Origin of the sequence: Flavobacterium aurantiibacter, assembly GCF_002251775.1 — a bacterium.
GTDB classification, from domain to species: domain Bacteria; phylum Bacteroidota; class Bacteroidia; order Flavobacteriales; family Flavobacteriaceae; genus Flavobacterium; species Flavobacterium aurantiibacter.
Window position 1 is genome coordinate 1 of record NZ_NOXX01000125.1, and the last position, 11,620, is coordinate 11,620.

An 11,620-nucleotide genomic window follows, 5' to 3' on the forward strand; every position below is an offset into this window, starting at 1 on the left:
CGGGGCGTACAAAAGCAAAAACCGCATAGCGACCAAAGGAAGCTCTTGCGGTTTTTAGCTTTTGCCGACCTGAGTGGGCAAGCTTGCAGCGAATAGCCGGAACTGCCGCCCAAAAAAAAGGCCTCCCCAAATGGAGAGACCTTTTCAACAAAACAAATCTAAAAATAGTGAACTAAGCTGTTTTAGCGGTTCGGCGGCGGCGTAACCAGAATTTTGTGGCTTTAACCAGGTAGAACATCACCGGCACCATGACCAGCGTAAGCACGGTGGCGTAGGTTAAACCGAAGATGATGGTCCAGGCTAATGGCCCCCAAAAGATTACGTTATCTCCACCTATGAATATGTGCGGGTTTAGGTCGGTTATGAGCGAGAAGAAATCGAAATTCAAGCCGATAGCTAACGGAATTAAACCTAAAACGGCGGTAAGTGCGGTAAGTAAAACCGGGCGTAAACGCGACTTTCCGGACTCGATGATTACCTCTGTAATTACGTTTAAAGGTAAATCGTCGTGAGATTCGACACCGTACTCGGCTACTTTTTCATCGAGCAGCAGAACGAAGAAGTCCATTAACACGATACCGTTTTTCACGACCACTCCCGCGAGCGAGATGATTCCCATCATGGTCATTAAGATCACGAAGTCCATTCCTGCAAAAACGTAGCCGTAGAACACTCCGGAAAAACTGAGCAACACGGTAAACATGATGATGCCTGTTTTGGAAATCGAATTAAACTGTAAGACAATAATGGTTGCAATTCCGAAAAGTGCCAACAACAGCGCTTTAATCAGGAAGGCTTGGTTTTTAGCTTGTTCCTCTTGCTCGCCCGAGAATGAATAAGTAATTCCGTTACCCATTTTGTATTCCGATAACTCGGCTTGGATGGTACGAGTAATACCATCGGCGTTGTATCCGGTAAGTACATTCGAGTAAATCGTCATAACGCGTTTGTAATTGCGGCGTTTGATTTGATTAAACGTTTTGATTTTCTCGGTTTGCGCAATGGCAGAAACGGGCACTTGAACTACTTGTCCGGTTCTTTGATTGGTGAATGTAACGGGCTGATTGAACAACACGCTTTCGTTCTTACTTTGATCTTCTTGCAAACGAACGGTAATGTCGTAATCGTCGTCGCCTTCTTTATATGTTGAAATTTCCTGACCGTAAACGGCACGACGCATGGTAAAACCAACACTTCCGGTAGATGTACCTAAGCTTCCTGCGTTTACGCGATCGATGTTTACGCGTAGTTCGGGAGATTCTTTGTTAACATCTACTTTTAGTTTCTCGATACCTGGAATATTTTTAGTGTTGATGAATGCAATCATTTTATCGGCTTCCTTCAACATTTCGTCGTAATCGGATCCGGTTAATTGGATCGAAATTGGATAACCCGACGGCGGACCGGCAGCGTCTTTTTCTACGGTAACCGATGCGCCCGGCACCATTTTTACTTTCGATCGAATTTCTTCCATCACCTCGGATGTATTCACGCCGCGACGCAATTTGAACTCTCGGAAGTTGATGGTTACTTTTCCTTTATAAGGCGTCTCGGCCTGTGAACCTGCATCGACATTCGGATTGCTCGCGCCCATACCCACTTGAGAAACTACCGACTCGGCCAACCAGTTTTCGCTTGCGCCCGGATCTTGGTATTTCTTCATAATGTTAATGACTTGCTTTTCAACAAAACGCGTGGCTTTATCGGTTTTCTCAATGTCGGTTCCCTGTGGATATTCCAAATACACGATTACTTGGTTAGGAATATTGTTTGGAAAGAAGAGCACTTCACGTGGAAAAACTCCTACAAGAACAAACGATAAGAAAAGTAAGACGATAATCCCGAAGAAAGAAACTAATGCTGCTTTCTTGTGCAGAATTTTATGCAGGAATTTTTGATATTTCACTTCTAATTTTGGGAAGAACGAATGTTGGAAATCTTGCGTCCATTTGAAGATAAAGAAGTGATATGCCCAAATTAAACCAACAGCAATTACGGCTAAGTGACCAAAAGCGCGCAAAGCTTTAACATCGTACACATGTCCTGGAATAAGGAACAACAGCGCTGCGATTCCGAAACCAATGGTGTAAATTTTCAATGATCGTTTGCTGATGTTGCGGTCTTCGATATCCATGGAACCGCCCGTCATTGCCGCATTGATAACCATAGCCACGAAAAGCGAAGCACCCAGTACTACCGACAAGGTCATTGGGAAATAGAACATGAATTTACCCAGCGTTCCGGGCCACAAACCTAGCGGGAAAAACGCTGCCAAGGTTGTTGCCGTAGACGAGATTACCGGCCAAGCAATTTCGCCGATACCAATTTTTGATGCCGGAATACGTGCCATACCTTTTTTCATGTTGGCAAAAACGTTGTCGACTACCACAATACCGTCGTCGACCAACATACCCAGACCCATAACCAAGGCGAAAAGCACCATGGTATTTAAGGTAACTCCAAACGCATCGAGAATAGCAAAGGCCATAAGCATCGACAGCGGAATAGCAGCTCCAACGAACAATGAGTTTCGCAATCCCATGGTAAACATCAATACAATCATTACCAGAATGATACCGAAAATGATGTGGTTGGAAAGCTCGTCTACTTGGTGTTCCACGCGCGACGATTGGTCGTTTGTGGTCGTAATTTCTAAATCTTTCGGAAGCACGTTTTCTTGCGCGTCTTTCAAGATTTCTTTTACTTGCTCGATGGCAGAGATCATGTTTTGTGCCGAACGTTTTTTCACGTTAAGCATCACCACTTCTTCACCCGATTCACGAGCATAGGTAGTTTTCTCTTTTTCTTTGAAAGCAATTTTAGCGATGTCTTTTAGATATACCGTTCCGTTAAACGATTTAACGATAATATTTTCTAATTCAACCGGTTGCTTGATTTCGCCAACTACACGAATGTTGTTTCGAACCCCTTGTGTGGTAAGGTTTCCGCCTGAAATTGTCATGTTTTCTGACTGTACAGCGCGCTGAATATCGTCGAAGCTAACTTTGGCAGCCGTCATTTTATACACGTCTACAGCAATTTCAACCTCACGGTCGTCGACGCCTAGAATGTCGACCTGTTTTACTTCTGGGATGTCTTCAATTTCATCTTCCAGATACTCCCCAAACTTCTTTAATTGTTGGGTGGTGTAATTTCCTTTAAGATTGATGTTTAAAATCGGAACTTCTTCAGAAATATTCAAGTCAAATACACTCGGCTCCACTTTACTGCCGTTGTCGAGGTTTGGCCAATCGCTGTCTGCTTTGGCGAGGTCGACCTTATCTTTAACGCGTGTTTTTGCTTCTTCGTTGGGAACTTTCTCGTTAAACTCGGCGATGATCATGCCGTAATCTTGGTACGAACTGGATGTAACTTTAGTAACGCCGCTGATGTTCTTAATCTCGTCTTCCAAAGGTTTTACAACGAGTTTCTCTACGTCTTCAGCGCTGTTTCCAGGGAACACCGAAGAGATGTATATTTTGTTTTCGATGATTTCAGGAAAATCTTCCCGAGGCATCGTGATGTAGGCTATGGTTCCCGCCAATACGATAATGAACGTGATGATGTAAACGGTTACACGATTATCGACAGCCCAACTCGATATGCCAAATTCTTTTTTCTGGTGACTCATACGTCTAAGTTGTTAGAGCAGCTAATTAAAATGTTAGTTTCATGCCTTCGGAAATGTTCGAGGCGCCTTCGGTGACTACTTTTTGATCGGCGGTTAAACCGGAGATGATTTCAGTTAGGTTTCCAGCCGATTGGCCTACTTCCACAAATACGCGCTTAGCAATTCCGGAATTTCCTGAAATTTTATCGGCAATGAACACGTATTTTTTACCGTCTGCATCGTCAAGAACTACGTTTGATGGAACTACAATAGCCGATTTATTGGTGTAATCGATAATACGCAGTTTCGCTACTTGATTCGGACGCAACATATTGTCGTTCGGAAGCGCGATCTCTACGCCAAAACTTCTGTTTTCTGGATTTACGCTGTTTGCAATCTGGCGTACTTTTCCTGAATAGGTTTTTCCAGTTCCTTCGATGGTGATATCGACAGGCGTTCCCACTTTGATTTTTCCTACATAAATTTCCGGAACTGTAGTGTTTACGTACATTTTACCCAAGTTCACGATACGCATTAAACCTTGCGGGCTAGCGGCAACAACTTCGCCTTTTTCTACAAAAACCTCATCGATAGTTCCGCTGAATGGTGCTTTAATTACCGTTTTTGCGAGTTGTGCACGAGCTTGATTTAAACTCTTTTGCGCACTTACCATTTGTGTTTGCGCGTTTAAGAATTGAATTTCAGAACCAATACGCTTGTCCCATAAATTTTTCTGACGCTCGTAAGTTGTCTTAGCTAAGGCGTACTGACTCTCCAAAGCTGCGATTCCTTCACTTGCGCCGCCATCGTCTACGCGACCTAAAATCTGGCCTTTAGAAACGCGTTGTCCGGCTTTCACGTTTAAAGAAACCAAAACACCCGGAACCTCAGGCTGTACCAGTACGTTCTCTTGAGTAGTTACGTTTCCTTGCAATTCGATGTAGTGCTTGAAAATGGTGTCTTGAACAGCCGAAACTTCTACGAGCGACTCCGAAACTTTCTTTTCCAAAGAACTCAATGCCGCATCGAGTTTTGTGATTTCAGCTTGTAAGGCTGCACGTTTGTTTTTAATGGCATCGACATTTTTAGATGCAATGATATCTTCTGTTGAATTTGAATTACCACCGCCGCAAGCGACCAGTAATAAGGTTAGTGACCAAAGGATTATTTGTTTTTTCATAACGGTACGGATGTGATGGGTTTAGTTTGATGAGATTACGCGCTCTAAGGCAGAACGCTTGTTGATGATATCGGACATGGTTTGCAAAAACGCTTGCTGCGCCGAATACAACTGCTTTTGAGCGTCGTTGTAATCGAAAGAAGTCGACAAGCCTTCTACAAATTTTACTTGTTGTTTGCGTTCGATGCGTTCGGCTAAATCAAGTGATTTTTTAGCTGTTTGAAATTCTTCCACAGCTAAATCGAAATCGCTTTTTGCTTTTGCAAACTGAACTTGTAGCGCTTGTTCAGTGGCAATTAATTGCGTTTTTGCTTGTTCGATGGCAATTTTAGCTTGTTGTGTTCTCGACGAACGTGCAAACGAAGAGAAAATCGGAATATTTAAGCTGGCACCTACAAAAGAGTAGTTCAACCAACGTTGTTGCCGGTCTAAAAACGTAAACCTATCGCTAAATGCATTGTATCCAAAGTTCAAATTGGCTGATAGGCTCGGAAGTGCTTTACTGCGCTCTAATTTGTATTCCAACTGGCGTTGCTCGTTGAGGTTTTCCAATATTTTGTAATCGATGTTTTGTTTTACATCGAAATTGGTGGCATTCAAAGACGTAGCTACACTTTCGGTTGCCAACTGATCGAGCGTTTGCGTTAGCGTAAGCTGATCTTGAATTTCTAAGCCTAATTCGTATTTAAGCATGTTGTAACTAATGTTTCGCAAACGAGTTACGTTGTTTAAGTTGCTTTGGATGCTGGCCAGAGTAAGTTGCAATTGCTCTACGTTTTCTTCTTCAATCAGGCCGTTTTTAAAAGTTTCTTGCGTGTCTGAAAGCAGCTTTTCAACTAATTGCTTGTTGCGTTGCAAAATCTTGATACTCTCGTCGGTTAAAACCGCCGAACCGTAAGCGTTAATTATGGTTTCACGCACATCGGCATCGGTTTTTTGCTTGGCATTTTGGTAGTATTTCAAATACGTTTTAGACGCTTGAAGTGCTACGATGTACGAACCGTCGAATAAGAGTTGCGACAAGGTTGAGCGGGCAATTGCGGATTGTTTGGTTCCGAAGGCAATCTCGGTGAATTCGCCGGGCTGACCTCCAAAAAATTCTGCTGGAACCACCGATTTTTGAATCTCGATATTGTATTGGTAATCGATTCCGGCATTAATTTGCGGCAAACCAGCCGCGGTTGTTTCCCATTTTTTCTTTCGGGAAATTTCGATATCGCGTCCTGCATTAATGACTTTTGCGTTGTGCTCCAGCGCATGCGCAATGGCCTCTGTCAGGTTAAAATTGTAGCTCTTCGGTTGACTTTCGGTTCCGCCTTGAGCGAAAATTCCAGAAGCATACAACAGCGTCACTACGGGTATTAGGTACTTCATTTTGGTTAAATATTTGGAATTGATAGATATGATTCGAGTTCTGAGATGCCTTTGGGCGTACCAATAGCACGGGTATGATATTCCAGTATGTACAATTCGCGCTGCCAAGCTTCTTTTTCCAAGGGAGAAGTCTCGTTGATGTGGAACATCAGGGTGTAATAAAAACCAATGCATTCGGTTACGTTGATGTCGGCACGATAATACCCGCGTTCGATACCTTTTTCAAGATTGTGCTGCACAAAGTGTTTACATTGGGTAAACTGTACTTGTAAAATGTGCTGATAAATCTCTGGGTAAAACTTCCGCAATTGGTACACGGGCGATGCTTCAGCAATATGAAACATCTCTTTAAACATGTTTCTAATTTCAAAATTTTCTTTTATCGGATTGTAATCTTTGGCAATAACGTCGTGCATCATCGACATGATTTTACTGTGTATCAGGGTTACACTGTCGGAAACCAAATCCTCTTTATTCGAAAAATACTTGTAAATCGTTTTTTTAGAAATCGACATGTCGGCGGCAATATCGTCCATCGTCACACTCTTAAAGCCCATCTTAAAGAAAAGCTCGGTGGCACGTTCTACTATTTTGTCCTTCATCGTCAAAAATTTCGACAAAGGTATCTTGGAAACTTTTAATACTAAAATAGTTTCCTTAGTTTTTACAATTTTTTAACACTGGGGTGAAAAGCCTATACTAGTGATATGTTTTTCAATAGTTTAGGTTAATTTTTCGCTTTCGCGGAAGGGAAAAATCGCTGCCATAACGAAAGATTTACAAGAAACAAGGTGCTTAAATTTAGTGGGAATGCCCTACTTTAGCGAAAAAAGATACATGCTGTCTGAATACAAAATTTCTTTTGAAGAAGCCTTATTGAACCAATACGCAGCGCGCGAGCCAAAAGGATTATACGAGCCGATTGATTACATTTTACAAGACGGCGGAAAGCGCCTGAGACCTATTTTGGTTTTGATGGGATCGCAGTTTTATTCAGGCGATTACAAAAGAGCTTTATCGGCGGCAAAAGCTGTGGAAATCTTTCACAATTTCACCTTGCTCCACGACGATATTATGGATGCGGCACCTTTGCGACGTGGCCGACAAACCGTTCACGAAAAGTGGGATACCAATACCGCCATACTTTCTGGCGATGCCATGCTCATTTTGGCATATCAGCAACTCGAAGAATACGAGGCTCAATTACAAGTTGCGTTATTTCGACTGTTTTCAAAAACAGCTTTAGAAGTTTGCGAAGGACAGCAATGGGATGTTGAATTTGAATTGCGTTCGGACGTAACAATTCCCGAATATTTGCACATGATTACTTACAAAACCGCTGTTTTAGTGGCTTGTGCTTTTAAGATGGGCGCTTTAATTGGCGGCGCTACGACAGAACAAGCGCAATTGCTGTATGATTTCGGATTGAATTTGGGAATCGCATTTCAAATTCAAGACGATTATCTCGACGCTTTCGGAAATCCGGAAACCTTCGGCAAGCAAGTTGGTGGCGACATCATCGAAAACAAAAAAACCTATCTCTACCTTCTCACAAAACAAAGTGATAACAAAACGCTAGTTGAAGAACTCGAACAATGGTTTAGCGGGCAACCTCAAGATCCAACAGAAAAAATAGCCCGTGTGAAACACATTTTTCAAGAAACAAACGCGGCTGCACGCACACAAGAAGCGATTGAAAAGTTTACCGACGATGCTTTACAAACGATCGAACAATTAGGCATTTCTGAAGATAACCAAAAAGTTCTTCGTGCCTTTGCTTTAAAATTAATGCAACGGCAATCTTAATCTACATTTTTAGATTTCTGATAATTGGTGTTTATTCCTCAAATCCCGTGAAAAACCGCTTCGCGCAGCGGAATATTATCTGGAATACGACCCACGTTTTGCAATTTAATGTGCGCTAGTTTTTGTGCGGCTTTGGTACAATCGGGCAAGGAGTAGCCGGATAAATACGCGAAAATAAATCCAGACCAAAACGCATCGCCCGCTCCCGTTGTGTCTTTTACAGATTCAATGGGTAAAGCGGGTTTGGAAAACGTTTCTCCATTTGCCGCCGAGACGCTCACACCATCGGGTCCTTTGGTTAAGCAAATAATTTTAGCTCCCGAATTGTGGAAAAAAGAAAAGATCTCACTCTCCGATTTATGTGTTCCGAAAAAGCGATAACAATCGTCGTTACTGATTTTTAGCAAAGCACCGTGCGACAAATAACTGCGAATAATTTGATGTGCTTCGAGCAGGTCGGGCCATATTTTCGAAGCGTAATTTAAATCGATACTCAAAAGTGCTCCCGCAGCTTTAGCGGCTGCCGCTCGATTGAGAATAGCCTCGCGAGCCGGATTTTTACTCAGGGCAAAGCAGGTGGTGTGAAAAACTTGGCAATTTTGCACCAAGTCGTCGGGAAATTGCGAGGTTAGAATCTGGCAATCGGCTTCGCGGAACGGAATAAACTCAGGCGTTTCGGTAGATCTCGAGATAAAGATAACCGAAGTAGGATGCTCCATCGTTTGACGAATGTATCGGCAATCAACCTGATTACTTTTTAACTTATCGATAATGTAGGTTCCCAAACCGTCTTGCCCGCAAGTTGCCACTAAAGCAACCGATTTCCCCAGGCGTTGTAGGTTTACGGCCACATTAGTTGGCGAACCGCCCAAATAGCGGTGGTAATCTTTTGTATGTGCAATGGGTTGCAATTCGTGGCCGATAAAGTCGACCAAAATTTCGCCTGCGCAAATGATATCAGCTTTTAAAACTTCCATGAAAGTTCTTGATTTAAAGATTGAGTTAAGAGCACTTGTCCGGCTGCACTCCACGCGCAGTAGCGAGTTCCTTTAGGTTCGGCTGTAAGAGAATGATGGTGTTCGTAAAAACCATTTTCACCTAACGAATTCGCTTCGTTAACGGCCTTCAAGAGAGTTGTAGCCTCTGCCACTTTACCGTGTTGTGCCAAAGCAACGCCTGCAAAGCCATTTACCATACACCAGCTTCCCGCATTGTGATACTCGTAAGCGGCATTCCGAAATTCGTACTTGTGGTTTTCCGACAAAAGTCGATACTCGGCATCCGTTTCAAAAACCGGTGGCCAGAACGCCGGAACTAATTTCGTTTTGGTTTCATACGTTAAACTACTCATGAAATCGGCCATTTTTTCGGCTCTATTGGTAGGTACTAAATCGGTAAATAGCAATATGGCCGTTCCGAAGGCATCAAAATAATTTTTATAACCGGCAGGGCTAAAACATGCCGGCACGTATTCTTGTGTAGTTACCATTGAAAAGGTGCGCGGATGCAAAGATTTTGCTTCATCGAGCTGAATGAAATTGTCGTAAATTTTAGTTCGAATTTGCGCTATTTTCGATTTCAGATCAGCGGCGGGCTGTAGCTGTTGTAAGGCGCTCAGGCCCCACAAACGCAATACTTGATCGAACAGCACATAACCTTCTACGATGTACTCGTCGGCCCAATTCCCCGAAAGGGGTACATACAACAAACCTCCGGTATTGTATTCCCAAGTATCTAGAAGCCGCAATGCCTTTTGAATGATAGATTGGGTTTCTTCTAAAAATGCCCAATCGTTCGTTTGTTGAACATACAAAGCCAAGCCGAGCAAGTACCAACAAGTGGTGTCGGTTCGGCCCACTAAACCGCCGTAACTAATCTTTGGTTGGCCGTCGGAGAAATAAACGTTAGAAGGAATGATGCCCAAATCGTGTTGAAAATCTCCCAGCGTTTGCAAGGTTTTTTTAAAAGTGGCAATTAAAGTTTGATCTTTTGATGCCAGCGCTGCTAAACCACACACCACGCCATCACGTGCCCAAACGCGTCGGTAGTTATCTTTGTTTTCGCTACTGGCTAAAAAACCAATGTTGCTGCTGCAGCGGTGAAGTACCGCAATCGCATTGTGATAGCCTTTTTGCAATTGCTCGTCGTTAATCAACCACTTCATTTTTATTCTTTACAGTAATTAATAAGGTGAAAACAGCTCCCAGCACTAAGAAAACTCCCGCGAGAGTAATCACATTAGACGGATTGGTTCCGAGTAAATCGTACACGAAATACTGCATGGAAAAAATTTGAATAATCATTGGTATTACAATGAACATATTAAAAATGCCCATGTAAACGCCGCGTTTTTTGGCAGGAATAGAACCTGCGAGTAATTGGTACGGCATGGCGAGCATGGAGGCCCAAGCGATACCCAAACCTAATGCATACAGATAAATTGTACTGATGACAATGTCTGATCCAACCGGATTCGGTATGGTGAGCAGCACTGTGGTATTGTCGAGATACGGCATGGCAATCAAACTCAAACCTCCGAGCAACAATGCGATGAAATGAACGCCTTTGGCACCAATCTTCAGCGCAAGCGGGATTAATGCAAACGCCGCTACAAAACAAATGATGTTGTATGTGCCGTTTAGATTTCCGGTAAGTAATTGTGCTTGAGAAAAACCGACCGCATTGTGATCGGTGGTTTTAAAGACATTCTGTGCCAGCGCCGAGGTGATAAACTCCCAGTAACAAAACATGGCATACCAAGTAAAAAACTTCACTGGAATAAGCTGTTTCATTGTTAAAGGCATGGTTTTCATTGCTTCCACAATTTCGTTCCAAACGCTGGAAATGAGATTGTGCTTGGCTTTTTGCGCTTGAATTTCTCGCCATTCTTCTTCAGTTGGCGGGTACTCCTTAGTCGTTGAAACCGAAAGCAGCACTGAAACGATGGCGGCAACCGCACCGATAAAGAACGCATAGTAGGTGTAAATCGGAATACCATTTTCGGCTTTGTCGCTAATAGAAAGTATTCCTAACATTACTAAAATAGCAGGCGTAAAATTGGCAAGCGTGATTCCTAAACCTGCGAAAAAGCTTTGCATGAGAAACCCAATGGCGTGCTGATCTTTAGGAAGTTTATCGGCTACAAATGCACGATAGGGTTCCATGGCAATATTATTGGCGGCATCTAAAATCCACAATAATCCTGCAGCCATCCATAAAGCAGAAGAAAACGGCATAGCTATAAGCGCTATACTCGAAACTACAGCACCGATAAGAAAATACGGCTTTCTTCTTCCAAATTTTGGCGACCAGGTATTGTCGCTCATCGCACCAATAATGGGTTGAATAATCAAACCAGTAACCGGTCCGGCTAACCACAGCATGGGCAACGAGGCTTCGTCGGCTCCTAGATACTTATAAATGGCGCTCATATTGCTTTGCTGCAATCCGAAGCTGAATTGAATTCCGAAAAACCCGAAATTCATATTCCAAATTTGCCAGAAAGACATTTTAGGTTTGTTACTCATAACACGCTTTTTTTAATAAAGGTTCCCGTAACTTGGGAAAGAAACGGGAACCATTAACTAAACAAAATATGAAAAAAAATTTAGTACACGACAAAAAACATAATTGATTAAAAATCAATAAAA

The 11,620-nt window shown here is 42.8% G+C and carries 8 protein-coding genes; 1 reads left to right on the forward strand and 7 read right to left on the reverse strand.

Annotated features, from left to right (window positions below; translation table 11 throughout):
• Positions 1-172: 172 nt before the first annotated feature.
• The 4 genes from CHX27_RS02205 to CHX27_RS02220 are packed head-to-tail and all read right to left on the reverse strand — an operon-like array spanning position 173 to position 6,766.
• Positions 173-3,631: an efflux RND transporter permease subunit gene (locus tag CHX27_RS02205; protein ID WP_094485133.1), complete on the reverse strand. Its 3,459-nt coding sequence runs from the start codon at positions 3,629-3,631 to the stop codon at positions 173-175.
• A 25-nt stretch (positions 3,632-3,656) separates the two neighbouring features.
• Entirely contained in the window at positions 3,657-4,790 is a 1,134-nt protein-coding gene (locus CHX27_RS02210; protein ID WP_094485134.1) for an efflux RND transporter periplasmic adaptor subunit, read from the reverse strand.
• A 21-nt stretch (positions 4,791-4,811) separates the two neighbouring features.
• Positions 4,812-6,164 (reverse strand): TolC family protein, encoded by a 1,353-nt coding sequence (locus tag CHX27_RS02215; RefSeq protein WP_094485135.1) that lies wholly within the window; start codon positions 6,162-6,164, stop codon positions 4,812-4,814.
• Between the two features lie 5 nt (positions 6,165-6,169).
• Positions 6,170-6,766, reverse strand: a complete 597-nt coding sequence (locus CHX27_RS02220; RefSeq protein ID WP_094485136.1) for a TetR/AcrR family transcriptional regulator — start codon at positions 6,764-6,766, stop codon at positions 6,170-6,172.
• 208 nt (positions 6,767-6,974) lie between these two features.
• Between CHX27_RS02220 and CHX27_RS02225 the strand changes: the two genes are divergently transcribed.
• Positions 6,975-7,970, forward strand: coding sequence for a polyprenyl synthetase family protein (locus CHX27_RS02225; protein WP_243388939.1), 996 nt, complete (start codon positions 6,975-6,977; stop codon positions 7,968-7,970).
• Positions 7,971-8,008: 38 nt separating this feature from the next.
• On the opposite strand, the gene CHX27_RS02230 is transcribed toward CHX27_RS02225, so the two are convergent.
• The 3 genes from CHX27_RS02230 to CHX27_RS02240 are packed head-to-tail and all read right to left on the reverse strand — an operon-like array spanning position 8,009 to position 11,497.
• Positions 8,009-8,947: a carbohydrate kinase family protein gene (locus tag CHX27_RS02230; RefSeq protein WP_094485137.1), complete on the reverse strand. Its 939-nt coding sequence runs from the start codon at positions 8,945-8,947 to the stop codon at positions 8,009-8,011.
• Positions 8,935-10,134: a glycoside hydrolase 100 family protein gene (locus CHX27_RS02235; RefSeq protein ID WP_094485138.1), complete on the reverse strand. Its 1,200-nt coding sequence runs from the start codon at positions 10,132-10,134 to the stop codon at positions 8,935-8,937. The genes CHX27_RS02230 and CHX27_RS02235 overlap by 13 nt, the downstream gene beginning before the upstream one ends.
• Positions 10,118-11,497: an MFS transporter gene (locus CHX27_RS02240; RefSeq protein WP_094485139.1), complete on the reverse strand. Its 1,380-nt coding sequence runs from the start codon at positions 11,495-11,497 to the stop codon at positions 10,118-10,120. Before CHX27_RS02240 ends, CHX27_RS02235 begins: the two co-directional genes overlap by 17 nt.
• Positions 11,498-11,620: the final 123 nt, after the last annotated feature.

Excerpts from the sequence above, each read along its gene's own strand:
- CHX27_RS02205 (WP_094485133.1), bottom strand. The coding sequence starts at position 3,631 with ATGAGTCACCAGAAAAAAGAATTTGGCATATCGAGTTGGGCTGTCGAT.
- CHX27_RS02220 (WP_094485136.1), bottom strand. The coding sequence starts at position 6,766 with ATGAAGGACAAAATAGTAGAACGTGCCACCGAGCTTTTCTTTAAGATG.
- CHX27_RS02240 (WP_094485139.1), bottom strand. The coding sequence starts at position 11,497 with ATGAGTAACAAACCTAAAATGTCTTTCTGGCAAATTTGGAATATGAAT.
- CHX27_RS02235 (WP_094485138.1), bottom strand. The coding sequence starts at position 10,134 with ATGAAGTGGTTGATTAACGACGAGCAATTGCAAAAAGGCTATCACAAT.
- CHX27_RS02215 (WP_094485135.1), bottom strand. The coding sequence starts at position 6,164 with ATGAAGTACCTAATACCCGTAGTGACGCTGTTGTATGCTTCTGGAATT.
- CHX27_RS02225 (WP_243388939.1), top strand. The coding sequence starts at position 6,975 with ATGCCCTACTTTAGCGAAAAAAGATACATGCTGTCTGAATACAAAATT.
- CHX27_RS02210 (WP_094485134.1), bottom strand. The coding sequence starts at position 4,790 with ATGAAAAAACAAATAATCCTTTGGTCACTAACCTTATTACTGGTCGCT.
- CHX27_RS02230 (WP_094485137.1), bottom strand. The coding sequence starts at position 8,947 with ATGGAAGTTTTAAAAGCTGATATCATTTGCGCAGGCGAAATTTTGGTC.